The sequence below is a fragment of the Agrobacterium tumefaciens genome (assembly GCF_017726655.1).
Classification (GTDB): Bacteria; Pseudomonadota; Alphaproteobacteria; order Rhizobiales; family Rhizobiaceae; genus Agrobacterium; species Agrobacterium tumefaciens_B.
The window spans coordinates 1,314,633-1,339,098 of sequence record NZ_CP072309.1; the positions used below are offsets into that span (position 1 = coordinate 1,314,633).

Genomic DNA, 24,466 nt, shown 5'->3' on the forward strand with positions numbered 1-24,466 from the left:
ACGGTGTTTTTCGCCATCTGCTTTGCCTATACGCGCGCCTGTGACCGGCTTTAGACGGAGGCTGCGATGACCCTCGATTATATCCTGAGCGGCGCCGTCACGGTCTTTATCGCCGCCTATCTCACCTACGCTCTCATTCGCCCCGAGCGCTTCTGATCGGGAAGCGGCGGCTATTGAAAGTTAAATACCATGACCCTCATTGGATGGTTTCAGGTCCTGCTTTTCTGCGGGATCATCTTTGCGCTGGTGAAGCCGCTCGGCTTCTATATGGCGCGCGTCTTCAATGGCGAGCGGACCGTGCTGTCGCCGGTTCTCGTACCCGTCGAGCGCGGACTTTATGCGCTTGCTGGAACAAGCGAGCGTGAGGAGCAGCACTGGACGACCTACGCGTTCTCTATGCTTCTCTTCAACCTTCTCGGTTTTGCCCTGCTTTATTCGCTAATGCGCTTTCAGGCGGTTCTACCCTATAATCCGCAGGCGATGCCGGCCGTGGGGCCGGAGCTGTCCTTTAACACGGCGGTCAGCTTTGTCACGAATACCAACTGGCAGAACTATGGTGGCGAAAGCACCATGTCCTACCTGACCCAGATGGCCGGTTTTACAGTGCAGAACTTCGTTTCCGCCGCAACCGGCATGGCAATCGCCATTGGCCTGATCCGCGCTTTTTCGCGGGCCTCCGGCAAGGCGATCGGTAATTTCTGGGTGGATATGGTCCGCTCCACGCTTTATGTGCTGCTGCCGCTCTGCATAGTGCTGACACTGGTTTACGTCTGGCTCGGCGTACCGCAAACGCTCGGCGCCTATGTCACGGCGCAGACGCTGGAAGGCGCGCAGCAGACGATTGCCGTTGGCCCCGTGGCGTCGCAGTTGGCGATCAAGATGCTGGGCACCAATGGCGGCGGTTTCTTTAACGCCAATTCCGCGCATCCCTTCGAGAACCCGGACGCCATTTCCAACATGATCCAGATGGTGTCGATCTTCGCGATCGGCGCGGCCTTTACCAATGTCTTCGGTCGCATGGTCGGCAATCAGCGTCAGGGCTGGGCAATCCTCGCCGCCATGGGTGTGCTGTTCGTCGCCGGCGTTGCCGTCACCTATTGGGCGGAAGCGGCCGGAAACCCGCTGATGCACGGCTTTGGTCTTGCCGGCGGTAACATGGAGGGCAAGGAAGTCCGCTTCGGCGTGGCGCTCTCGTCGCTCTTTGCGGTGATTACAACCGCGGCATCCTGTGGCGCGGTCAATGCCATGCATGGCAGCTTCACGGCGCTGGGTGGTCTTATCCCGCTTATCAATATGCAGCTGGGCGAAGTGATCGTCGGTGGCGTGGGCGCGGGTTTCTATGGCATTCTGCTCTTCATCGTCATTGCCATCTTCGTGGCGGGGCTGATGGTCGGACGGACGCCGGAATATCTGGGCAAGAAGATCGAGGCGAAGGAAATGAAGATGGCGGTTCTGGCCATTCTTTGCCTGCCGCTCGCCATGCTCATTTTTACGGCCATTGCCACCGTCCTGCCTTCGGCCGTGGCGTCGATAGGAACGGCAGGTCCGCACGGCTTTTCCGAAATCCTCTACGCCTATACGTCGGCGGCGGCCAATAATGGCTCGGCTTTCGGGGGGCTTAGCGGCAATACCAGCTGGTACAACATTACGCTTGGCTTTGGCATGTTGATGGGCCGCTTTCTGGTGATCATTCCAGCTCTGGCCATAGCCGGCTCACTGGTCGCCAAGAAAACGGTTCCGGCCTCGGCCGGCACCTTCCCGACAGATGGACCGCTCTTCGTTGGCCTGCTTGTCGGTACCATCCTGGTAGTCGGCGGCCTTACCTTCCTGCCAGCACTCGCGCTCGGCCCCGTTGCCGAACACCTGGTGATGGCGGCAGGCCAGCTGTTCTGAGGTGATGCCATGACTGACTACATGTCCCCACGTGACCGCGTCTCCGCTCGCAAAGGCGCTCCCGTTAAAGGGAGCGCCACGCCGGGCGGCTGGTGCGCCTCCAATCTCATCCTTGCGATGATGGCAGCTCTGTTCGCCGCCGTTGTCGCGCTCGAAGTTATCACGGGCTGATCGACCCTCATCGGTCGCCCTGTTTCAAACGCTGGAGCCTCTTCATGAGCCAGTCTAAACAAGCGAGCATCCTTGATTCTCGCATTCTCGTGCCGGCCATTGCCGACGCATTCAAAAAACTCAATCCGCGCACGCTTGCGCGTAATCCGGTCATGTTCGTGGTGGCGACGGTGTCGGTGCTGACGACGGTGCTGTTTGTCCGCGATCTCGTCACCGGCGGCGCCAACCTCGCTTTCTCCTTCCAGATCAATCTCTGGCTCTGGTTCACGGTGCTATTTGCCAATTTCGCGGAAGCCGTTGCCGAAGGACGCGGCAAGGCGCAGGCGGATTCGCTGCGCCGCACCCGGACCGAAACCCAGGCGAAGCTGCTGAGCGGTGACGACCGCAGTCAATATAAGATGGTGGCCGGCACCAGTTTGAAGGTGAACGATGTCGTTCTCGTCGAGGCAGGCGACATCATTCCGTCCGACGGCGAGGTCATTGAAGGCGTTGCTTCCGTCAATGAGGCCGCCATCACAGGCGAATCCGCTCCCGTCATCCGCGAATCCGGCGGCGATCGTTCAGCGGTTACCGGCGGCACGCAGGTGCTGTCGGACTGGATCCGCGTTCGCATCACCGCCGCTGCCGGCTCTACCTTCCTCGACCGGATGATTTCGCTGGTCGAAGGCGCCGAGCGCCAGAAGACGCCGAACGAGATCGCACTCAACATCCTGCTTGCGGGCATGACGCTGATCTTCGTTCTGGCTACCGCGACCATACCGAGTTTCGCGGCCTATGCCGGCGGCTCCATCCCGATCATCGTGCTGGTGGCGCTGTTCGTGACGCTCATCCCGACCACCATCGGTGCGCTTCTGTCGGCCATCGGCATTGCTGGCATGGACAGGCTGGTGCGTTTCAACGTTCTCGCCATGTCCGGCCGCGCCGTCGAGGCGGCGGGTGACGTCGATACGCTGCTGCTCGACAAGACCGGCACCATCACGCTTGGCAACCGGCAGGCGACCGAGTTTCGCCCCATCCCCGGGGTTTCCGAACAGGAGCTTGCCGATGCTGCGCAGCTCGCCTCGCTCGCCGACGAAACCCCGGAAGGCCGCTCCATCGTGGTGCTGGCCAAGGAAAAATACGGTATCCGTGCCCGTGACATGCAGAAGCTGCACGCCAGCTTCGTGCCCTTCACCGCCCAGACCCGCATGAGCGGCGTGGACTTTGAAGGAGCCTCCATTCGAAAGGGTGCGGTTGATGCGGTTCTTGCCTATGTCGATGGCGGCGCTCTGCAACATGGCAATGTGGCGCTTGCCCTCAAAACCGAAACGGATGCTACGCGGGCTATCCGCGCAATAGCAGAAGACATCGCCAAGGCCGGCGGCACGCCGCTTGCCGTGGTGCGCGACGGCAAGCTGCTCGGCGTCGTGCAACTGAAGGATATCGTCAAGGGTGGCATTCGCGAGCGTTTCGCGGAGCTTCGCCGCATGGGCATCCGCACGGTCATGATCACTGGCGACAATCCGATGACGGCTGCCGCCATCGCAGCGGAAGCCGGTGTCGATGATTTCCTCGCCCAGGCGACACCGGAAAACAAGCTGGACCTCATCCGCGAGGAACAGGCCAAGGGCAAGCTGGTGGCCATGTGCGGCGACGGCACCAATGATGCGCCGGCGCTGGCGCAGGCAGATGTCGGGGTTGCCATGAACACTGGCACGGTGGCGGCGCGTGAAGCGGGCAATATGGTCGATCTCGACAGCGATCCGACCAAGCTCATCGAGATCGTTGAAATCGGCAAGCAGTTGCTGATGACGCGCGGCGCTCTGACGACCTTCTCCATTGCCAACGATATCGCCAAATATTTCGCCATCATCCCGGCGATGTTTCTGGCGCTTTATCCGCAGCTTGGCGTGCTCAACGTGATGGGGCTTTCGACGCCGCAGAGCGCCATTCTGTCGGCCATCATCTTCAACGCGCTGATCATCATCGCGCTCATCCCGCTATCCTTGAAGGGTGTCAAATACCGTCCGATCGGCGCAGGCGCACTCCTGTCGCGCAATCTGGTGATCTACGGGCTTGGCGGCATCATCGTCCCCTTCATCGGCATCAAGCTCATCGACCTCGCCGTCACGGCGCTCGGTCTCGCCTGAGGAGTAAAGACAATGTTCAAGCAGCTTCGTCCCGCACTGGTGCTCATCCTCGCCACCACCGCCATCACCGGCCTGGCCTATCCTCTGGGCATGACGGGTCTCGCTCAGGCGATCTTCCCCTTTCAGGCAAATGGCAGCCTAATCGAAAAGAATGGTGCGGTTGTGGGTTCGCAATTGATCGGGCAGGCCTTTGCCAGTGAGAAATATTTCCATGGCAGGCCATCGGCTGCCGGTGATGGCTACAATGCCGCGTCTTCATCCGGCTCCAACCTCGGTCCGACGAGCGGCAAACTCATCGACAGGGTGAAGAAAGATTATGAGGCCGCAAAAGCTGAAAACCCGGCGGCCGAGGTTCCGGCCGATCTGGTGACGGCGTCGGGCAGCGGCCTTGATCCGCATGTTTCACCAGAGGCTGCCTATTTCCAGATTCCCCGGGTTGCAAAGGCGAGGGGCGTGGATGAGGCAGCCCTGCGGGCGATCGTCGAGCGTCATGTCGAAGGGCCGGAGCTTGGTTTCGTGGGAGAGCCCGTGGTGAATGTGCTCGCGCTGAATATGGAGCTTGACGCAGCCGGCTCATGAATTGAAATGGCTATGGCTTGTCCGCAAGCCATAGCCTCGACCACTGGTGGTTAAATGCCTGACGATATCAGCAATATCCCGAGCCGACCGTCGCCCGATGCGCTTCTGGAGAGCGCCAGGCGCGAGGCGCGAGGCCGGCTGAAGATTTTTCTGGGCGCAGCACCCGGCGTCGGCAAGACCTATGAGATGTTGATGTCCGGCCGGGCGAAGCTTGCGGACGGCGTCGACACGATCATCGGTGTCGTCGAAACCCACGGTCGTAAAGACACCGAGGCTCTGATCGACGGGCTGTCCGTCGTTCCGCGCAGGCGTATTGAATATCGCGGACAGGTACTGGAGGAGATGGATCTGGATGCCATCCTTGCCCGCAGGCCCTCCCTTGTTCTGGTCGATGAACTGGCCCACACCAATGCGACTGGCAGCCGTCATCCAAAGCGCTACATGGATGTTCAGGAGATTCTGGCGCAGGGGATAGATGTCTACACAACGCTGAATATCCAGCATGTCGAAAGCCTGAACGACATCGTCGCGCAAATCACCCGCATCCGTGTTCGTGAAACCGTGCCCGACAGCATCATCGACCGGGCTGACGATGTCGAAATCATCGACATTACGCCTGACGATCTGATCAAGCGTCTGCAGGATGGCAAGGTCTATCTGCCGCGTACAGCGCGCAGGGCCATCGAAAATTATTTCTCACGCGGCAACCTGACGGCGTTGCGCGAACTGGCGCTGCGGCGCACCGCGCAGCGAGTGGATGAGCAATTGCTCAACCACATGCAGTCCCACGCCATCTCCGGCCCCTGGGCGGCGGGAGACAGGGTCCTCGTTTGCCTGGATCACGGCGGCAACGGCCCGGGGCTGGTGCGATATGCCCGAAGGCAGGCGGATCGCCTGCGGGCGCCGTGGACGGCTCTGCACCTCGATACACCGCGCTCCCAGCAGATGTCTGACGCCGATAAGGATCGGTTGGCTTCCACCATGCGCCTTGCGCAGCAGCTTGGCGGCGAGACGGTGACGTTGCCGGCCCTTGATCTGACCCGCGAGATCCTGTCTTACGCCAATGCCAATAATTTCACTCACATCATCATCGGTCGCCCGCGAAAATCGTGGTGGCAGCGACTATTCCAGCGTTCGCTGACACATGATCTGATCGACCATGCGGGCGATATCAGCGTGCATGTGATTTCCGGCGATAAGTCCACAGAAAAGCCGGCGCAGGCCGCCAAGGCGGCGTCGCCGCCATTGCACCGCTCGCTCTGGCCATATCTGACAAGTACGCTGTTCGTCGGTTTGGCAATTGTCGCAGGCATCGTTCTCGACCAGACGCTCGATGTGAGAAATCTGGCGCTGGTATTCCTTATGGCGGTGCTGGCGGCTGCCGTCCGCGGTGGCTTGGGACCCGCCATATACGCCTCCCTTCTCGGCGCTTTTTCCTTCAATTTCTTTTTTCTCGAGCCGCGTTACACGCTCACCGTTCGCGATCCCGAAAGCGTGGTGGCGCTGCTGTTTTATTTTGGTGTGGCGCTGGTCGCCTCGAATCTCACCGCAGCGGTACAGCGACAGGCCGCCGCCGCGCGAGCGAGGGCCAGGACCACGGAAGACCTGTATCTGTTTTCGAAGAAGCTCTCGGTAACGGCCACGTTGGACGACGTCCTGTGGGCCGCAGCGTTCCAGATGGCCTCGATGCTGAAGGTGCGCATCATTCTGCTTCTGCCGGAAAACAACACGATCGCGGTCAAGGCCGGCTACCCGCCCGATGATACACTTGTCGATGCCGATATTGCCGCCGCGCAGTGGGCCTGGGAGCATAACAAGGCCGCGGGCCGTGGGGCTGACACACTGCCTGGCGCCAAACGGCTTTATCTCCCATTGCGGACCGGCAGCGGTGCGGTCGGTGTGGTGGGGCTGGACGATGACCGCGTCGGACCGCTGCTGACGCCTGAGCAGCAACGGCTGTTTGATGCCTTGGCCGATCAGGCGGCTCTCGCCATCGAGCGGATACAACTTGTGTCCGATGTCGATCGGGCAAGGTTAGCGGCGGAGACCGACCGGCTGCGGACCGCACTCCTGACCTCCATTTCCCACGACCTCAAAACGCCGCTCGCGGCAATCCTCGGCTCGGCCGGAACGCTAAAGGATTTCGCCGACGATATCCCGCCGGACGCGCGCGGGGAGCTACTCTCGACGATCATCGAAGAATCCGAGCGGCTCAACCGGTTCATCTCCAACCTTCTCGACATGACCCGGATCGGTTCCGGTGCGATGGAGCCGAATTTTGGTCTGCACTTTGTCGGCGATATGGTTGGCACCGCAATTTCCCGTGCGGCGAAAATTATCGTGAGGCATGAAATTGTTCTGGATATTCCCTCCGACTTGCCGATGCTGAAAGTCGATCCTGTGCTGTTCGAGCAGGTGCTGTTCAATCTTATCGACAATGCCGCCAAATATGCGCCCGAAAATACACAAATCGAAATCCGCAGCTGGCGGCAGGGGAAAACAATCTTCCTCGCTGTCGCCGATGCCGGACCGGGCATTCCGCCTGCCGATCTGGAGCGGGTGTTTGACAGTTTTTACCGGGTACGGAAGACGGATCACGTGCAGGCGGGAACCGGGCTTGGCCTCTCCATCTGCAAGGGGTTTATCGAGGCCATGGGCGGCTCGATAAGGGCGGAAAACAGATCGGGTCGGGCGGGCGCTCAGTTTACGGTCAGTCTACCGGTTCCTCCAGATGCCCCGATGATAGACCATGATTAAGGCGCGATTGCTGATAAGAAACGGTGATGCCGCATTCGGCCGCTGAAGGAGATCGGAATGACCAATTCCGCCGTTCGTATTTTGATCGTCGACGATGAACCGCCCATTCGCAAGCTATTGCGCGTGGGCCTGTCGAGCCAGGATTACGCGGTGAGCGAGGCGATGAATGCGAAGGTGGCCATGCAACTGGTGGAGCAGGACCAGCCCGATCTGATCGTTCTCGACCTCGGCCTGCCGGATATGTCGGGCCACGATCTCCTTGCGAAATGGCGCCGCGAGGGGCTTGCCCTGCCTGTCATCATTCTTTCCAGCCGCACGGACGAGGCGGGTATCGTCAGGGCACTGGAGCTTGGCGCCGATGACTATGTTTCCAAACCTTTCGGCATGAACGAACTCGTCGCCCGCATCCGGGTTGCCCTGCGTCATCGGTTGCAAAGCCAGGGGGAGAAACCTGTTTTTCAGACCGGTGATCTTTCGGTTGATCTGGTGAGACGCATTGTGAAGGTTGAGGGCCGGGAGGTGAAACTCTCGCCGAAGGAATATGACATCCTGCGGGTCCTCGTCCAGCACGCGGGAAAGGTCCTGACCCACCGATTTCTGCTTGAACATGTGTGGGACGAATTGACCGACGTGCAATATCTGCGGGTCTATGTCCGACAGCTACGCCAGAAGATCGAAAAAATTCCGGATCAGCCGCGCTATATCCTGACGGAAACCGGGGTCGGCTACCGGTTGCAGGAGGTTTGAGGGCGTCGCACAGCAACGCCCTCCTACGTCTTAGACGGTAGCGCAGATGGACAGGAATTCGTCCACATCGGCTTCTGTCGTCGCAAAGCTCGTCACCATGCGTATCAAGACTTCGTCCTTGCTGACCTTTTCCGGCATGTCACGCGGCTCCAGCCAGTCATAGAATTTCGCGCCTTTTTCAGTTGCGGCTTCAGCGGCTGCTTTCGGAAGAATGGCGAAAACCTCGTTGGCCTGGGTCGGCCAGGCGAGACGCGCGCTGTTCAGAGAGCCAAAGCCAGCGCGCAGCCGGTTGGCCATGGTGTTGGCGTGGCTTGCAAGACCGAGCCAGAGGTCGTCCTGCAGATAAGCTTCAAACTGCGCGGCGATGAAACGTGACTTCGAAAACAGCTGGGCCGTGCGTTTGCGCAGGAACGAGAAATCCCGCGCGAGCGAGGGATCGAAAAAGACGATTGCTTCCGCGCACCAGCAGCCATTCTTCGTGCCGCCAAAGGACAGCACGTCAACGCCGCGTTTCCAGGTCATTTCGGCCGGCGTGGTACCCAAAGCGGTAAGTGCATTGGCAAACCGCGCGCCATCCATGTGCAGCGGCAGGTCATTTTCCTTGGCGATCTTGGAAATGGCGTCTATTTCGTCGAGCGTGTAGACGGTGCCCGCTTCGGTTGCCTGCGTCATGGTGATGGCGGCGGCGCGGCCGTGGTGAACGGCATCCTGCGGATATCGGGCAATGCGCTCGATCAGGTTTTCCGGCAACATCTTACCATTCGGCCCCTCAACAGCGACCATGCGCATGCCGGAAAAGAAATCCGGCGCGCCGCATTCATCCTCGATTACATGGGCTTCCGAATGGCAGAACGTCAAGCCGCCGGCGCGGGCGATGCTGGCGAGCGACAGAGAATTGGCCGCCGTACCGGTCGCGACAAAAAACACCGCAACCTCGCGTTCGAAGATTTCGTTGAAGCGCCGTTCGATCGAGAGATCGAGTTCGCTGGTGCCATAGGCGGCGGCAAAACGTGTCGATTCCCGAGACAGCCGCTCGTTGACGGCCGGGTGGGCGCCAGCCCAATTATCTGAAGCAAAAAACATCTGCGAAGGCTTTCCGATGGGTGAGGGTCTGTGTCTGGACGTGTGAGGCTACGCTCAGAAAAAGTTCTATGACCTCTGACCGCGATTGGCAAATCCGGCAATGAAAGCAATGGCAAGAAGGTATTCCAGGTAACAATGTTTCACGCAATAGGTCAGTATCGAAACTTCGCTGAATGCCAGGGTGCCCGCTAATTGGATTCGGACACTTGCTAAAGGCGACCAATTCTGCCAAAATCACCGGGAATTGAGACAGTGTTGCTGTCCTAAATTTGATCCAGTCGGTCCAGATGGTGTTTGCGGTCAGCAAAATCCCTAAGGTGCCGGATCTTCGCATGAAACCGTGCAAGTGATTTTGCAGGAGGGACAAAAATGAAAATCGAGCAGCAGGCGGCAAGCGCCGCCGCAATCCTGACCAACGACTGTCCCTCCGTGGCCGCCGCTGCGCCCATGTCTGCGAAAGCGCGTTTCGCGGGTGGTTTGCCGGAAAAGCAGGGTCTTTACGATCCGGCCAACGAGCATGACGCCTGCGGCGTCGGCTTCGTTGCGCATATGAAGGGCCAGAAGTCGCACCAGATCGTCAAGGATGGCCTCTTCATCCTCGAAAACCTGACCCACCGCGGCGCTGTCGGCGCCGACCCGCTGATGGGCGATGGCGCGGGCATTCTGGTGCAGATCCCGGACCGTTTCTTCCGCGAAGAGATGGCGGGCCAGGGCGTGACCTTGCCGAAGGCAGGGGAATACGCCGTCGGTCACATCTTCATGCCGCGTGATCCCTCGCGCATCGAGCACTACAAGAAGGTGATTGTCGACGTGATCGGCGAAGAGGGGCAGCAGTTCCTCGGTTTCCGTGACGTACCGGTCGATAATTCCTCGCTGTCGAAGGCGCCCGATATTGCTGCCACCGAGCCGCACCATGTTCAGGTTTTCATCGGTGCTGGGCGCGACGCCGCGACCAATGCCGATTTCGAGCGTAAGCTGTTCCTGATCCGCAAGGTTCTGTCTAACCGCATCTATGACGAAGGCGGCGGCAAGGAAACGCAGGATTTCTATCCCGTTTCCCTTTCCTCCTCGACCATCGTCTACAAGGGTATGTTCCTCGCCTATCAGGTTGGCGCCTATTACAAGGACCTGGCCGATCCGCGTTTCGAATCGGCCGTGGCGCTCGTGCATCAGCGTTTCTCGACCAACACCTTTCCGTCCTGGAAACTGGCGCACCCCTATCGCATGGTCGCCCATAATGGCGAAATCAACACGCTGCGCGGTAACGTCAACTGGATGGCGGCGCGTCAGGCTTCCGTTTCGTCCGAATTGTTCGGCGATGACATTTCCAAGCTCTGGCCGATTTCTTATGAAGGCCAGTCGGATACGGCCTGCTTCGATAACGCGCTCGAATTCCTCGTGCGCGGCGGTTATTCCATGGCCCATGCCGTGATGATGCTGATCCCTGAAGCCTGGGCTGGCAACCAGTCCATGTCTGCCGAACGCAAGGCATTCTACGAATATCATGCAGCCCTGATGGAGCCGTGGGACGGCCCTGCTGCCGTTGCCTTTACCGATGGCAAGCAGATCGGCGCGACGCTCGACCGCAATGGCCTGCGCCCGGCGCGTTACCTCGTCACCGATGACGACCGTATCATCATGGCATCCGAGGCAGGCACCCTGCCGGTCCCGGAGGAGCGGATTGTCAAGAAGTGGCGTCTGCAGCCCGGCAAGATGCTGCTGATCGATATGGAAAAGGGTTCGATCGTTTCCGACGAGGAAGTGAAGCACGAGCTTGCCGCGAAGCATCCTTACCGCACCTGGCTCGACCGCACGCAGCTCATTCTCGAAGAACTGAAGCCGGTTGAACCGCGCGCGTTGCGCCGCGACGTGTCGCTGCTCGACCGCCAGCAGGCCTTCGGTTACACCAGCGAAGATACGAAGCTTCTGATGTCGCCGATGGCGACGACGGGTCAGGAAGCCATTGGCTCCATGGGCACCGATACGCCGATTTCGGCCATGTCGGAAAAGTCGAAGCTGCTCTACACCTATTTCAAGCAGAACTTCGCCCAGGTGACGAACCCGCCGATTGATCCGATCCGCGAAGAGCTCGTCATGAGCCTCGTGTCCTTCATTGGTCCGCGGCCGAACATTCTCGACCACGAAGGTGCCGCCCGCGCCAAGCGTCTGGAAGTGCGCCAGCCGATCCTGACCAATGGCGACCTGGAAAAGATCCGCTCCATCGGTCACACGGAGGACCGCTTCGACACCAAGACGCTTGACTTCACCTATGATGTGGAGCGCGGTGCCGAGGGCATGCCCGAAATGCTCGAACGCCTGTGCGAGCGCGCGGAATCGGCTGTTCGCGGCGGTTACAACATCATCGTTCTCTCCGACCGTCAGCTTGGACCGGATCGCATTGCGATCCCGGCGCTACTGGCGACGGCCGCCGTGCATCATCATCTGATCCGCAAGGGCTTGCGCACCTCGGTCGGTCTCGTCGTGGAAACCGGTGAGCCGCGCGAAGTCCACCATTTCTGCCTGCTCGCCGGTTACGGCGCGGAGGCGATCAACCCCTACCTCGCCTTCGATACACTGCTCGACATGCACAAGCACGGCGCGTTCCCGAAGGAAGTCTCCGATGACGAAGTGGTCTATCGCTACATCAAGGCGGTGGGCAAAGGCATCCTCAAGGTCATGTCCAAAATGGGCATTTCCACCTACCAGTCCTATTGCGGCGCCCAAATCTTCGACGCCATCGGCCTCTCCTCGGAATTCGTCGAGAAGTATTTCTTCGGCACTGCGACCTCGATCGAGGGCGTTGGTCTGACGGAGATTGCCGAGGAAACCGTGGCTCGTCATACCGCGGCATTCGGCAAGGACCCGATCCTTGCCAACACGCTCGATATTGGCGGTGAATATGCTTATCGCATGCGCGGCGAAAGCCACGCCTGGACGCCGGATGCCGTCGCTTCGCTGCAGCATGCGGTTCGTGGCAACAGCCAGGATCGCTACCGCGAATTCGCCGCCATGGTGAATGAGACGGCACTGCGCATGAACACCATCCGCGGCCTGTTCAACATCAAGTCGGCGGAAGCACTCGGCCGCAAGCCTGTGTCCATCGATGAGGTCGAGCCTGCGGCTGACATCGTAAAGCGCTTCTCGACGGGCGCCATGTCCTTCGGCTCGATCAGCCGCGAGGCGCATACGACGCTTGCGATTGCCATGAACCAGATCGGCGGCAAGTCCAACACCGGTGAGGGCGGCGAAGAATCCGACCGTTACCTACCGCTGCTCAATGGCAAGCCAAACCCGGAACGCTCTGCCATCAAGCAGATCGCGTCCGGTCGTTTCGGTGTGACGACGGAATATCTCGTCAATGCCGATATGCTGCAGATCAAGGTAGCGCAGGGTGCAAAGCCCGGCGAAGGCGGACAGCTGCCTGGCCACAAGGTGGATGCGACGGTTGCCAAGACCCGTCATTCCACCCCGGGCGTCGGCCTGATCTCGCCGCCGCCGCACCACGATATCTACTCGATCGAAGATCTGGCGCAGCTGATCTACGACCTCAAGAACGTCAATCCGGAAGCCGATGTTTCGGTTAAGCTGGTATCGGAAGTGGGCGTTGGAACGGTTGCGGCCGGTGTGGCTAAGGCCCGCGCCGATCATATCACCGTCTCCGGTTTCGATGGCGGTACCGGTGCATCGCCGCTGACGTCCCTCAAGCACGCGGGCTCTCCGTGGGAAATCGGCCTTGCCGAAACCCAGCAGACGCTGGTGCTGAACGGTCTTCGCTCGCGCGTTGCCCTGCAGGTGGATGGCGGTCTGAAGACCGGCCGCGACGTCATCATCGGCGCGCTGCTCGGTGCGGATGAATTCGGTTTTGCCACCGCGCCGCTGATTGCGGCGGGCTGCATCATGATGCGCAAATGCCACCTCAATACGTGCCCCGTGGGCGTCGCTACTCAGGACCCGGTCCTGCGCAAGCGCTTCAAAGGCACGCCGGAACACGTCATCAACTACTTCTTCTTCGTGGCCGAAGAAGTGCGCGAAATCCTCGCTTCGCTTGGCGTAACCAAGCTGGACGAGATCATCGGCGCTTCCGAATTGCTTGAGAAGGATGAGATGCTGGCGCACTGGAAGGCTAAGGGGCTGGATTTCAGCCGCATCTTCCACAAGGTCGAGGCTCCGAAGGAAGCGACCTTCTGGACCGAACGCCAGAAGCACCCGATCGACGACATTCTCGACCGCAAGCTGATCGAGAAGTCGCAGCCGTCGCTGGAAAACCGCGAACCCGTGGTCTTCGAAGTACCTATCAAGAACGTCGACCGTTCCGCCGGCGCCATGCTGTCGGGTGCGCTGGCGAAGCGCTGGGGCCATAAGGGTCTGAAGGACGACACGATCCACGTGACGTTGCGCGGCACGGCGGGTCAGTCCTTCGGCGCGTTCCTTGCCCGCGGCATCACCTTCGATCTCGTGGGGGATGGCAACGACTATGTCGGCAAGGGCCTTTCAGGTGGCCGCATCATCGTGCGCCCACCGGAAAATACGCGGATCGTCGCGGAAAACTCGATCATCGTGGGCAACACGGTTCTCTATGGTGCGATCACCGGCGAGTGCTATTTCCGTGGCGTGGCAGGCGAGCGCTTCGCCGTGCGTAACTCCGGTGCGGTCGCTGTTGTCGAAGGTGTGGGCGACCACGGCTGCGAATATATGACTGGCGGTATCGTGGTGGTTCTCGGGGAAACGGGCCGTAACTTCGCGGCCGGCATGTCCGGTGGCGTGGCTTATGTTCTCGATGAAAAGGGCGACTTTGCCACTCGTTGCAACATGGCCATGGTCGAGCTGGAGCCGGTTCCGGAAGAAGACGATATGCTGGAGAAGCTGCACCATCACGGCGGCGACCTCATGCACAAGGGACGCGTCGACGTTTCCGAGGACATGACGCGCCACGACGAGGAGCGCCTTTACCAGCTGATCTCAAACCACTTCCATTACACGAATTCGTCGCGTGCCAAGGATATACTCGATCGCTGGAGCGAGTTCCGTCCGAAATTCCGCAAGGTCATGCCGGTTGAATACCGTCGTGCGCTTGAGGAAATGGAGCGCATGCGCATGGGCGTGGCGGCGGAGTAAGCCGTTACGTTCTGACGGGTTTTGTGATATGACATCAGCATATGACAAAACGGGAGATGACGATGTTTCCTATGCCAAAGGAGCGGAAGGCGAAGATATTCAAAAACGGCCGAAGCCGGGCTGTACGGATACCGAGTGATTTCGACCTTCCGGTTGATGAAGTTATCATTCGGCAGGAAAGGGATGGGTTGATTACGATCCATCCTGCCAGACCGAGAAGATCCCCGGCCGAATTGGTCGAATGGCTGCGGGAGTCCGCACTGATCGGTAAGGAGTTACCGCAGATCGAGGATCTCCCGCTTCGTCCGATTGATCTGGATCTTCCGGAATGAGTTACCTGCTCGACACGAACGTGATTTCGGATCTCATCCGCAATCCGGAAGGTGAGGCCGCGAGGCGCGTTGCCAAGCTGTCTCCAGGGGAGCTCAAAACAAGCCTGATCGTGGCGGCGGAGCTTAGGTATGGGGTTGCCAAGAAGGGTTCTGCGCGATTGGCAAATCTGGTGGAGACGGTGCTGGCGGATTTCGAGGTTTTACCTTGGGAGGCTCCGGCAGACCTACATTATGCTGCGGTTAGAGATGGTCTCAGCCGGAGCGGACAGCCGATCGGCGATATGGACATGTTGATTGCCGCCCATGCGCTGTCTTTGGACACCGTCCTAGTGAGCGACAATGAAAAGGAATTTTCCCGCGTACCGGGATTGAAGATTGAGAATTGGCTGCGCTGAGCGGCGGAAGGAATTGAAATATGGGCAAGGTTACAGGTTTTCTCGAGATCGACCGGCAGGTGGGCAAGTATCAGCCTGCATCCGATCGTATCCGCCATTTCCGCGAATTCACCATTCCGATGTCGGATGCCGAGGTGCAGAAGCAGGCGGCGCGCTGCATGGATTGCGGCATTCCCTATTGCCATGGCCCGACCGGCTGTCCCGTGCACAACCAGATCCCCGACTGGAACGATCTGGTTTACAATAACAACTGGGAAGAGGCGATCCGCAACCTCCATTCCACCAACAACTTCCCTGAATTCACCGGCCGCGTCTGCCCAGCGCCCTGCGAGGAAGCCTGCACGCTGAACCTCGAAGACACGCCGGTCGCCATCAAGACGGTCGAGCAGGCCATCGCCGACAAGGCTTATGAACTGGGCTTCATCGTGCCGAAGCCGGCGACGATCCACACCGGCAAAAAGGTCGCCATCATCGGCTCCGGCCCTTCGGGCATGGCGGCGGCACAGCAGCTTGGCCGCGCCGGTCACGAGGTGCATGTCTATGAGCGGGAATCAAAGCCCGGCGGCCTGCTTCGTTACGGTATCCCTGATTTCAAGATGGAAAAGAACTTCATTGATCGGCGGGTCGAGCAGATCAAGGGCGAAGGCGTTACCTTCCATTGCGGTGTTAATGTCGGCGTCGACGTGACCGTTCAGTCGCTTCTGGCCGACCATGATGCGGTTCTCTACTGCGGCGGCTCTGAAACCCCGCGCCCAGCCGGCATCGGCGGGGCGGACCTGCATGGTGTGCACGATGCCATGCCATATCTCGTGCAGCAAAACCGTCGCGTTGGCCGTGAAAACATCGATAGCATCGGCTGGCCGGCCGATCCTATCCTTGCCGGTGGCAAGCATGTTGTCGTCGTCGGCGGCGGTGATACGGCGTCGGACTGCGTGGGTACGGCGTTCCGCCAGGGCGCCGTGAAGGTCACACAGCTCGACATCCGCCCGATGCCGCCGGAAAAGGAAGATAAGCTTGCGGTTTGGCCCTTCTGGGCGACCAAAATGCGCACGTCCTCGTCGCAGGCGGAAGGCGCGGTGCGCGAGTTCCAGGTCGCCACACTGGAATTCGTCGGCGAAGACGGCGTTCTGACTGGTGTGAAGTGCTGTCAGGTGGATGAACGCCGCAAGCCAATCGCCGGTACCGAGTTCATTATCAAAGCCGATCTCGCCTTCATCGCCATCGGTTTTTCCGGTCCCTTCACGGATAGCGTGCTGAAGGAAATGGAAGGCAAGTTGACGCTCAATACGGACCGGCGTGGTTCCACTAATGTGGTCGCCAACGAGACGGACTACAGGACGTCGGTCGACAAGCTCTGGGCTGCGGGCGACGTTCGCCGCGGGCAGTCCCTTGTGGTCTGGGCAATCCGCGAAGGCCGGCAGGCAGCCCGCGCAATCGATGAGGCGCTGATGGGCGCCACGGTTCTGCCGCGCTGAGCCGGCGGAATCGATGAAGATGGAAAGGCCTGTTGCAGAAGCGACAGGCCTATTCGTTTGATTGCGGTGCGATCAACAAAAGGGAAGCGTGATGCGGAAGCAGGCGCCGCCGGTGGAGGAATCGCTGATGCTGATCTCGCCGTTGTGATAACGGACGATTTCCTGCACCAGACTGAGCCCAAGGCCGGTGCCGTGATCCTTTGGTTTCAGCCGGTGAAATGCATCGAAAACAAGCTCCCGTTCCGCCTCCGGAATTCCATTGCCTTCATCGGCTATCTCGATCACCCGGTTTGAGGCGATCTTTATGGTGATGGTACCCCGGCTGCCGCCATGTTCGATGGCGTTCTGCACGATGTTCATCAAGGCGCGCTGCAGTGAGGCATAATCCGCAAGCGCGAGGATCGGCTCTTCTTCCGGCTCGAAAGAAAGATTGTAACCTTGTGAAATTGCAAGCGGGGCCATATCCGCGACAACAGACCTGCACAGGGCGACGATATCAAGCGGAACAAGCGGTGCTTTCTGCCCGCCGAGTCGTTGCAGATCGAGCAATTGTTCGGCTAGCACGGCAATGCGGCTGGCATCCGACAATATTCTGCTGCGGGCCGGGCCTTCCAGTAGGGTCTCAACCCGGGTCTGGAGAATGGCGACGGGGGTTCGCAACTCGTGGGCTGCATCGAGAATGAATCGCTTGTGCCTCTCATAGCCGTCATCCAGCCGCTGCAATGCGCCGTTGACGGCATGCACGAGTGGCTGAACCTCCCTTGGAATATTGCCATCCGGCAATCGGTATCCCCGTTTGTCGATATCGATTGCCTCCGCCGTTCGGGCAATGGCGGAGAGCGCGCGAAATTCCCGGCCAATGATCCAGGGAATTGCCGCGATCGTCGCAATTGAAACAAGAGCGAGAATCGGCAGGATAAGGATGTTGGAGAATAGCAGGATCGGGAGGGTCATGCTGAACGGACCGCCGTGTCCAATCATCGCAAATTCTCCAGCTGGACCAGATACCCGGCGTACGATCGCGACGTACAAAACGGCGAAATAAGAATAGGACATTCCCGCGTCGCGTATATTGGAGATTCTAACGTCGTTCAGCGTTTGGCCCATATTGCTGAAAGCTTCGGGCACCTGCCCACCCTGGACAATATCGTCATTTTCCGTCAGCGCAACAAACCAGAAATCCGGAGTCTCTCTACGCAGTTTTATATATTCAGGTGTCTCCCTGAGCACGATTTTTCCATCTGGCCCGCGAATGAGAGCGTTTGCTGTTATTTGTGCCGCCTCAGAGCTGAGAAGGGCACTTCCGGTTCCATCGGACATCATGTAGACGAAGAATGCGACCGTGACGATGATGATGCTGCCGATCTGGAACAGCAGCAGTTGAATCGTCAGACGGCGTTTGAGTGATTTTCTTTTGGCCGGTTTCATGGGATTGCCCGCATAAGGTAACCAACGCCCCTGATGCCGTGAACCTCGACACCCGCATCCGCGGCCGCCAGTTTGCGGCGTAGGCGGGAGATATGGGAATCGAGTGCATTGGACTGGATTTCATCGTCGAAATTGTAGACTGCCTCCTCGAGCGTCGGACGCAGCACCGTTCTTCCCTGTCGTCGGAGCAATGCTTCAAGGATCAGCAGCTCCCGTCTGGTCAGGGGAAGGAATTCGCCCTTGATGCGCACTTCGCGGGTTTCGAAGCAGAATTCCAGGCTGCCCAGTTTCGCCGTCATCGTCACGGGGCCGGCTGGCCGGCGCATCAGGGCGCGAATACGGGCAAGCAGTTCCTCAACGGCGAAAGGCTTGGCCAGATAATCGTCCGCGCCAAGATTGAGGCCATTGATCCGGTCCGCAAGCGCGCCCTGCGCCGTCAGCACGATGACGGGTGGCGTGGCGGGCAGGAGACGCAGATCCTCGATGAGGTCAAGGCCATCACCATCCGGCAACTGCCGATCCAGAATGACCAGGTCGTGAACGCCGTCCATGATGGCGTGACGGGCAAGATCGAGCGTGCCGACGGAATCCACGATAATATCGAACCGATGGAGCGCAACTGATAGCGCTGCCGCCATTTCGCGTTCGTCTTCAACAAGAAGCAGGCGCATGAACGATCTCGGCATTAACAGGCGTGACTTCTCGGGGGAATGGCACGCGCGCAAAATAAGAAGGACTGCGTCATCGATGCTCAGTGCATCAGACGCGTTAGCTTGAAATAAATATCGCCAGGCAGAAAGTATGATCGCAATTAATAGACGATCACCCAGCACTCCTGCAAAGCTTAGTCAAGACTGTCATTGATGGGTTGCCTCAACATTACGCCGGTGAGGCTCGGCTCGATGGAGATGGCGCTTACTGTTTCGCTTGTGTGGTGTCTGTGACCACGCGATAGTCATCGATGCGGCCTGCAGGCGCATCGGCCATCTCGCCGCGTTTGGTCAGCCTCTCGCGTGGCGATTCCACGACGGAAACGCGAGCCGGAGTGAGAGAGGGAGGGACATCGCCAAGCAATTTGTCGCCCCCATCAAGAGCAGGATCCGTGAGGCTGATCGGCTGGGTACGCACCTGGCCGGCATCGATGCCGAGTGCGGGCAGGGAGGTGAGGGCTGGCAGATTGCTGCCGTCGAGTTTGACCAGATCAGGGCCCGCGCCATCAAGGTGACGGCGCACGAACTTTTCGACATAAAAGGCGAGCTTGCGTTTGCCGGCCTGTGTCATGCCAATGCCATCAGCTTCACGAAGGCGAGCCTGCTGGCCGTTCATGTCATAGCCGGTGACGACGAATTTTCCTGCCTCATCCACGAAGCCATCCCAGACGTCAACGAATTCCCCGCCATATTTTTCGACGTGGTTGCGATAGAGCCGGTTGAAGCCGACCAGATCAGCGGAGAGCGACGGCGACTGGAAGGCGGGCAGTCCCACCCAGAGCACAGGAACCTTTGGGCGTCCTGCGAGCGTCAGCAGTTCGTCGATGCGTCGTTCATATTCCTTGAACCAGATTTCGGTACCGAATTTTTCCTTGCTATCGCCGATCTGCATCTGCTGGCGATCGTTGGACCCCATCATGATGACGATGGTTGCCGGATTCGTCTCGGTAATGAATTGCGGGAGGGTCTTGAACCAGTCGTAATAATCGGTGCGAACAAGACCTGAAGAGCCGTTGGCGCGCACATCGACGACAATCGCCGGCGAGTTGGCGAACGCGTTGACCAGCTCTTCTCCCATGCCACCGGCAAGGAAGTCGCCGATGACCAATACGCGCCGCGCATTTTCAAGCTTGGCGGCAGGCTCCGGCTTTGCGGTGCGCATCTGCACAACCGACGGTGTTTTCTTGGTCGGTTGCGGCCGGGTGACCGATCTCGTTGGCGGGGCAGATGGAAAATCGCGGCGGCTGCGGCGCTGGTATTCGCGGTTTGACCCGCCGTCGCGGCCCACCGGCTTGCCGAACAGCATCTCAAACAGGGTGCGCCGCTGCTCCTGCGCGATGCTTTCGGCGGGAGCAAGCGGCAGCGCAAGCACCGCGCAAAGAAGGACAGCGCAGAAACGCCAGCCGCTTCTTCCATAGTTTGCCGCAGGTTTCGCACTCATCACATCAACCCTTCCGGATATTTCGGCGGCGGATTTTTGGGTGCCGCCGAATGTGCCGGGACATTATCAGTTGCGCAGGGCCCTCAGCAGACGCTGCGACGGCTGGCCATCGGTTTCCATACCCATACGCGACTGGATAGCGCTGATGGCGGCTTTCGAGCCGGAGCCGAAGTTTCCGTCGACTTCGCCATCATAATAGCCGAGTTGCTTCATGCGAGTCTGAAGCTCGAATTTTTCTCTGATATCCAGCGTGCCGTCCGGGCGTGGCCACTTCTGTTGCATGCCGCCATAACCGGCAATCTCGTCGGCGAGCAGGCCCACGGCCAGAGCGTAGCTGTCGGATGCGTTGTATTTTTTGATGGTGAAGAAGTTCTTCATCATCAGGAAACCCGGACCGTTGGCACCGCCCTGCAGTTTCAGCATCGCGCGGTCCGTACCACGCGTGAAGCTTTTGCCGTTCGGCCGGGTGAAGCCAAGTTTTGCCCACTCTGCAATGGTTTTCGTCTGCCCTTCATAACGGGCGCCGCCCCGCGGGACCGCCGTCTCGTAACCCCAGGTGCGGCCCGGCTCCCAGCCGTTCTTTGCAAGGAGGTTGGCGGCCGTCGCCAGCGCGTCCGGCACGGAATGCCAGATATCACGCTTGCCATTACCGTCAGCATCAACCGCATAGAGCAGGTAGCTTGTGGGAATGAACTGGGTGTGACCCATGGCTCCTGCCCACGAACCCGTCAATTGCTTGGGCGTGACATCGCCAGCCTGAAGAATCTTGAGCGCAGCGATCAGCTGGGTGCGCGCGAATTTGGCGCGCTTGGGATCGGAATAGGCGAGCGTTGCAAGCGCCTGCGGGATGTTGTGCAGCCGCTCCGGCTTTTCGAGAACAGCGCCATAGTTGGACTCCATCGACCAGATGGCAAGGATGATGTGTTTGTCGACGTTGAAGTTGCGCTCGATCCAGTTAAGCGTCGCCGCGTGTTTCATCTTCATCTCGCGGCCGATCCGCACCGTGTACGGATTGACGCGTGAGTCAAGATAATCCCAGATCTGCGTGGTGAATTCCGGCTGGAAGGTTGCCTTGCGAAGCGCGTCGGGATCCGGCTCGCTGACGCCGGCAAAGGCCTTCTGATAGGTCGCCTTGCTAATGCCTTCTTTCGCGGCTGTTGCATAGAACTGGTTGATCCACTGACGGAATCCCTGATCGGCTTTGGCCGAGACAGGCGCCAGCGAGATTGCCAGGCCGGCAAACACCATGCAGCCGAATTTGCGGAGATCTGAAAGGATCATCTTTGTCATCGTCTGTCTTTCGTTCTCTCGAATGTCATTTCGATTGCGAAAACGCATCGGGCGTCGTCATGGATAACAAAAGATCGTCAACAAATTCTTTACCATTAATAGATGGTAGCGTCACCCTTTACAAAACGTTGTTGTTTTTGAAATAACAACAGCGTGCGGGGATTGTGATCAAGTTTTATCTCTCAGGAGGGATACGTGGTAGAACATAAGAAAATTCGGAAGGCCGTATTCCCGGTCGCAGGTCTCGGCACGCGTTTTCTGCCTGCCACCAAGGCAGTTCCGAAAGAAATGCTCACCGTCGTCGACAAGCCCGTTATCCAGTACGTCGTTGATGAGGCGGCGGAAGCAGGCATCGAGCATTTTGTATTCGTTACCGGCCGCGGCAAGGCTGTGATCGAGGATTATTTCGACATCCAGTTTGAGCTCGAACAGATGCTGCGCGAGCGCAACAAGAATGCCGAGCTGACATTGCTGGCTGGTCTACTGCCGAAGGCCGGCACGGCGAGCTTTACGCGCCAGCAGGTGCCGCTCGGTCTTGGCCACGCTGTATGGTGCGCGCGCGATATCGTTGGCGACGAGCCGTTTGCCGTGCTCCTGCCTGACATGATCATGCATTCGCAGAAAAGCTGCCTGAAGGGCATGGTCGAGCTTTACGACCAGACCCAGGGCAACGTGATCGCGGTGCAGGAGTGTGCGCCTGACCAGACCCATAAATACGGCATCGTCGGTGTTGGCGAGACCGTCGGCGAAGGCTTCAAGATCACCGAAATGGTCGAAAAGCCTGCGAAGGGGACAGCGCCGTCAAATTTCTACATCAACGGCCGCTATATTCTTCAGCCGGAGATTTTCGACATTCTTGAAAATCAGGAACGTGGCGCAGGTAACGAAATCCAGCTGACCGACGGCATGCTGACGCTCGCCAAGTCGCAGGAGTTCGCAGGCTACCATTTCCGCGGCCAGACCTTCGACTGTGGCGCCAAGGATGGCTTTATCCTCGCCAACGTTGCCTTTGCCCTGGAACGCGGTGACATCAGGCCCACAATTGAAGAGCCAATCAAGGCCCTGATCGACGGTCTGAAATAGTCCATAAAAGCCAAGACAATCCCGGCCTTCGCGCCGGGATTTCTTTTTCCGGAATTATCGCTTGAGCACCAGACCGGCGCCGACACGCAGATCGTTGCTGTCATAGACAGGGGTCCACTGGTAGCTGACATCAGCGGTAAGGTCGAGGTAACGGTTGATACCCCAAGTCAGGCCGGCCCCGGCGGTATATTCCACGGCATCCTCGGAAGAACGGAATTTGCGATGAACCACCTGCCCGGTCAGCCGCGCGACGAGGTTGTTGCGCAGCTCGTGGGTCAGGCCGGCATCAAGCCGATAGGACACCCAGCCACCCTGAGGGCCGCCGGCAAAATCCTCGATCGTCGTGCGCAAACCGAGATTGACGTTTGTCCCGCGCTGGGGTGACCAGTTGAGAGTGCCATCCAGCGTCAGTGCGTCGATCGCATCGAGGCGGTCATCATCATATTGCTTGCGCAGATAACCGATGGCGGCTTCGCCCCGCGTTTTCTCGCCCAAATCGACCTCGGCACCCACTTTTGCACCATAGGAATTGGAAGAACGGGCATAGCCGGAATTGTCGCGGCGCCTATCGTATTTCGTCGTCCCCACGTTCAGTTCAAGGAAGGGGATGAGCGCCGGCGACAGTTCATAGCCGATACGTCCGCGCAGATTGGCGCCATTCTGGTCACGGTCGCTGAGGCTGATCGGGCGGCCGTCTATGCCTTTTGCATCCGTGTAGACGGTACGAGAAAGATCGAGCGCCGCGAGACCGCGAAGCTTGCCGAAATCCCGCTCGATCGATGCTCCCGTCGTGAAGCGGTGCTCGCCGCCCTGGACGGCGGCCCCGGTCAGGGCATTCGGGTCCATCGTGTCCTCGCGGCTAAATTCATAGCCGGCCTTGAGATTAGCGGTCGTCTGTCCGCCGAGGTCCAGACGCAAATCCGCATCGATCTTCGCCCGAGGTTCTTCGCCATCCTTGTCGCTGCCGAAGTTTCTTTCCCAGGCACCGTCGCCCGTGACCGTAAGCGCGTGCCGGGACCAGTCGCTGGTGAGCGTGCCGCGTATGCCCGTCGTCAGATAATTGCGTCTGGAAGGGCCGCCCGTATTGGTCTGCCTTTCCGTGTTGATCGTCTGACTGATTGCTGGCCGAAGCACGAATGTTCCGACGCGAATTCCCGGCGTCTGTCCTGGCACGGCAGGAATGCGCGGGTTTTCACCGCCATCCACCGTCGGCTCGTAGGGGTTTTCCGCGTCAGCAAAGGGCTGGCCCGCCTCGTCCTGCTGCTCGTAGATCGGGTCGCCCGGGTTGTTCGAGGGGCGCCAGAGCTGGGGTGGGGGCGAGGGCGTCGGCGTCGGCTGGACTGCGCCGGTGGCCGCCGCGTCAACTGCGCTTGGCATTGGCGAGGCCGTTGCATTATCGGAAGACGTCGCCTGCCGCAGCGTTGGACCGGCAGGTGTCGCCGTCTGCGCCAAAGCGCTCTCCAGCGGGCAAAAAAAAGTACAGGCGAGCAGCAGGGTCGCTGCTTTCCGCAACGTCGGCAGACGTGTGGCGGTGCCCTTCACATTCATTCCTTCTCACCCGGCGGATTCGGCCGACGTCAGATCAAAGGCAAACAGGGCATCTCACCAGACCTGACGGGAGACAGGCCGATGACATGACGTGAAGAAACCAGTGACCGAACAGGCGACGCAAGTTTTAACATCGCTTTAACAATAGGTTTTTTATGGTTAACAGTTGATAAAGATCACTGAATTTTCATCCATCCGGCAGGGGCGAAAAGCGAGCCGATTTTCTCGCAAGCCTGCCGATCGAAAGATGGACGATGATCGCCGCGGGGGCCACACCCAAATTGCTAAAT

Annotated in this window: 18 protein-coding genes; 12 read left to right on the forward strand and 6 right to left on the reverse strand. The window is 59.3% G+C overall.

Features of this window, described 5'->3' with window-relative positions; all coding sequences use genetic code 11:
* The first annotated feature begins 66 nt into the window (after positions 1-66).
* Genes kdpF through AT6N2_RS20330 form a run of 7 tightly spaced genes read left to right on the forward strand, consistent with a single transcriptional unit; the run spans position 67 to position 8,276 of the window.
* Positions 67-156 carry a K(+)-transporting ATPase subunit F gene (gene kdpF / locus AT6N2_RS20300; protein WP_063950325.1) on the forward strand — a complete coding sequence of 30 codons (90 nt, stop codon included), beginning with the start codon at positions 67-69 and terminating at the stop codon, positions 154-156.
* A gap of 33 nt (positions 157-189) precedes the next feature.
* Positions 190-1,893 (forward strand): potassium-transporting ATPase subunit KdpA, encoded by a 1,704-nt coding sequence (kdpA, locus tag AT6N2_RS20305; protein WP_209091058.1) that lies wholly within the window; start codon positions 190-192, stop codon positions 1,891-1,893.
* 9 nt (positions 1,894-1,902) lie between these two features.
* Positions 1,903-2,064 (forward strand): hypothetical protein, encoded by a 162-nt coding sequence (locus AT6N2_RS20310; protein WP_209091059.1) that lies wholly within the window; start codon positions 1,903-1,905, stop codon positions 2,062-2,064.
* Positions 2,065-2,108: 44 nt separating this feature from the next.
* Complete coding sequence (gene kdpB, locus AT6N2_RS20315; RefSeq protein ID WP_209091061.1) at positions 2,109-4,193, forward strand: potassium-transporting ATPase subunit KdpB; 2,085 nt, start codon at positions 2,109-2,111, stop codon at positions 4,191-4,193.
* A gap of 12 nt (positions 4,194-4,205) precedes the next feature.
* Positions 4,206-4,772 carry a potassium-transporting ATPase subunit KdpC gene (gene kdpC / locus AT6N2_RS20320; RefSeq protein WP_209091062.1) on the forward strand — a complete coding sequence of 189 codons (567 nt, stop codon included), beginning with the start codon at positions 4,206-4,208 and terminating at the stop codon, positions 4,770-4,772.
* Between the two features lie 54 nt (positions 4,773-4,826).
* Positions 4,827-7,529: a sensor histidine kinase gene (locus AT6N2_RS20325; RefSeq protein ID WP_209091063.1), complete on the forward strand. Its 2,703-nt coding sequence runs from the start codon at positions 4,827-4,829 to the stop codon at positions 7,527-7,529.
* A 57-nt stretch (positions 7,530-7,586) separates the two neighbouring features.
* The gene (locus AT6N2_RS20330) at positions 7,587-8,276 is read left to right on the forward strand and encodes a response regulator transcription factor (protein WP_209091064.1); all 690 of its coding nucleotides are present in this window, start codon (positions 7,587-7,589) and stop codon (positions 8,274-8,276) included.
* Positions 8,277-8,306: 30 nt separating this feature from the next.
* Here AT6N2_RS20330 and AT6N2_RS20335 read toward each other — a convergent pair whose 3' ends face one another.
* On the reverse strand, positions 8,307-9,359 hold the full coding sequence (locus tag AT6N2_RS20335) for a low specificity L-threonine aldolase (RefSeq protein WP_209091065.1): 1,053 nt from the start codon (positions 9,357-9,359) through the stop codon (positions 8,307-8,309).
* A 447-nt stretch (positions 9,360-9,806) separates the two neighbouring features.
* On the opposite strand from AT6N2_RS20335, the gene gltB reads away from it, so the two are divergent.
* The 4 genes from gltB to AT6N2_RS20355 are packed head-to-tail and all read left to right on the forward strand — an operon-like array spanning position 9,807 to position 16,676.
* A complete protein-coding gene (gltB, locus tag AT6N2_RS20340; RefSeq protein WP_233282599.1) occupies positions 9,807-14,474 on the forward strand; it encodes a glutamate synthase large subunit in 4,668 nt (1,555 codons plus the stop codon).
* 41 nt (positions 14,475-14,515) lie between these two features.
* Positions 14,516-14,806, forward strand: a complete 291-nt coding sequence (locus AT6N2_RS20345; protein ID WP_209091066.1) for an antitoxin — start codon at positions 14,516-14,518, stop codon at positions 14,804-14,806.
* On the forward strand, positions 14,803-15,201 hold the full coding sequence (locus AT6N2_RS20350) for a type II toxin-antitoxin system VapC family toxin (protein ID WP_209091067.1): 399 nt from the start codon (positions 14,803-14,805) through the stop codon (positions 15,199-15,201). The genes AT6N2_RS20345 and AT6N2_RS20350 overlap by 4 nt, the downstream gene beginning before the upstream one ends.
* Positions 15,202-15,221: 20 nt before the next feature.
* Positions 15,222-16,676: a glutamate synthase subunit beta gene (locus AT6N2_RS20355; RefSeq protein WP_144576706.1), complete on the forward strand. Its 1,455-nt coding sequence runs from the start codon at positions 15,222-15,224 to the stop codon at positions 16,674-16,676.
* A gap of 72 nt (positions 16,677-16,748) precedes the next feature.
* On the opposite strand, the gene AT6N2_RS20360 is transcribed toward AT6N2_RS20355, so the two are convergent.
* From AT6N2_RS20360 to AT6N2_RS20375, 4 genes are all read right to left on the reverse strand, one after another.
* Positions 16,749-18,104 (reverse strand): sensor histidine kinase, encoded by a 1,356-nt coding sequence (locus tag AT6N2_RS20360; RefSeq protein ID WP_144576705.1) that lies wholly within the window; start codon positions 18,102-18,104, stop codon positions 16,749-16,751.
* Positions 18,101-18,775, reverse strand: coding sequence for a response regulator transcription factor (locus AT6N2_RS20365; protein ID WP_209091068.1), 675 nt, complete (start codon positions 18,773-18,775; stop codon positions 18,101-18,103). Before AT6N2_RS20365 ends, AT6N2_RS20360 begins: the two co-directional genes overlap by 4 nt.
* A 244-nt stretch (positions 18,776-19,019) precedes the next feature.
* On the reverse strand, positions 19,020-20,255 hold the full coding sequence (locus tag AT6N2_RS20370) for an SGNH/GDSL hydrolase family protein (protein WP_209091069.1): 1,236 nt from the start codon (positions 20,253-20,255) through the stop codon (positions 19,020-19,022).
* A gap of 66 nt (positions 20,256-20,321) precedes the next feature.
* Entirely contained in the window at positions 20,322-21,545 is a 1,224-nt protein-coding gene (locus AT6N2_RS20375; RefSeq protein ID WP_209091070.1) for a lytic murein transglycosylase, read from the reverse strand.
* Between the two features lie 195 nt (positions 21,546-21,740).
* Here AT6N2_RS20375 and galU point away from each other — a divergent pair, with 195 nt between their 5' ends.
* Entirely contained in the window at positions 21,741-22,628 is an 888-nt protein-coding gene (gene galU, locus AT6N2_RS20380) for a UTP--glucose-1-phosphate uridylyltransferase GalU (protein ID WP_144576701.1), read from the forward strand.
* 54 nt (positions 22,629-22,682) lie between these two features.
* Here galU and uppP read toward each other — a convergent pair whose 3' ends face one another.
* Positions 22,683-24,176 carry a polysaccharide biosynthesis protein UppP gene (uppP, locus tag AT6N2_RS20385; RefSeq protein ID WP_209091072.1) on the reverse strand — a complete coding sequence of 498 codons (1,494 nt, stop codon included), beginning with the start codon at positions 24,174-24,176 and terminating at the stop codon, positions 22,683-22,685.
* Positions 24,177-24,466 lie beyond the last annotated feature (290 nt).

Bases quoted from the DNA above. Each gene is read 5' to 3' on its own strand.
- kdpF (WP_063950325.1), top strand. From the start codon at position 67: ATGACCCTCGATTATATCCTGAGCGGCGCCGTCACGGTCTTTATCGCC.
- kdpA (WP_209091058.1), top strand. From the start codon at position 190: ATGACCCTCATTGGATGGTTTCAGGTCCTGCTTTTCTGCGGGATCATC.
- AT6N2_RS20310 (WP_209091059.1), top strand. From the start codon at position 1,903: ATGACTGACTACATGTCCCCACGTGACCGCGTCTCCGCTCGCAAAGGC.
- kdpB (WP_209091061.1), top strand. From the start codon at position 2,109: ATGAGCCAGTCTAAACAAGCGAGCATCCTTGATTCTCGCATTCTCGTG.
- kdpC (WP_209091062.1), top strand. From the start codon at position 4,206: ATGTTCAAGCAGCTTCGTCCCGCACTGGTGCTCATCCTCGCCACCACC.
- AT6N2_RS20325 (WP_209091063.1), top strand. From the start codon at position 4,827: ATGCCTGACGATATCAGCAATATCCCGAGCCGACCGTCGCCCGATGCG.
- AT6N2_RS20330 (WP_209091064.1), top strand. From the start codon at position 7,587: ATGACCAATTCCGCCGTTCGTATTTTGATCGTCGACGATGAACCGCCC.
- AT6N2_RS20335 (WP_209091065.1), bottom strand. From the start codon at position 9,359: ATGTTTTTTGCTTCAGATAATTGGGCTGGCGCCCACCCGGCCGTCAAC.
- gltB (WP_233282599.1), top strand. From the start codon at position 9,807: ATGTCTGCGAAAGCGCGTTTCGCGGGTGGTTTGCCGGAAAAGCAGGGT.
- AT6N2_RS20345 (WP_209091066.1), top strand. From the start codon at position 14,516: ATGACAAAACGGGAGATGACGATGTTTCCTATGCCAAAGGAGCGGAAG.
- AT6N2_RS20350 (WP_209091067.1), top strand. From the start codon at position 14,803: ATGAGTTACCTGCTCGACACGAACGTGATTTCGGATCTCATCCGCAAT.
- AT6N2_RS20355 (WP_144576706.1), top strand. From the start codon at position 15,222: ATGGGCAAGGTTACAGGTTTTCTCGAGATCGACCGGCAGGTGGGCAAG.
- AT6N2_RS20360 (WP_144576705.1), bottom strand. From the start codon at position 18,104: ATGAAACCGGCCAAAAGAAAATCACTCAAACGCCGTCTGACGATTCAA.
- AT6N2_RS20365 (WP_209091068.1), bottom strand. From the start codon at position 18,775: ATGCGCCTGCTTCTTGTTGAAGACGAACGCGAAATGGCGGCAGCGCTA.
- AT6N2_RS20370 (WP_209091069.1), bottom strand. From the start codon at position 20,255: ATGAGTGCGAAACCTGCGGCAAACTATGGAAGAAGCGGCTGGCGTTTC.
- AT6N2_RS20375 (WP_209091070.1), bottom strand. From the start codon at position 21,545: ATGACAAAGATGATCCTTTCAGATCTCCGCAAATTCGGCTGCATGGTG.
- uppP (WP_209091072.1), bottom strand. From the start codon at position 24,176: ATGAATGTGAAGGGCACCGCCACACGTCTGCCGACGTTGCGGAAAGCA.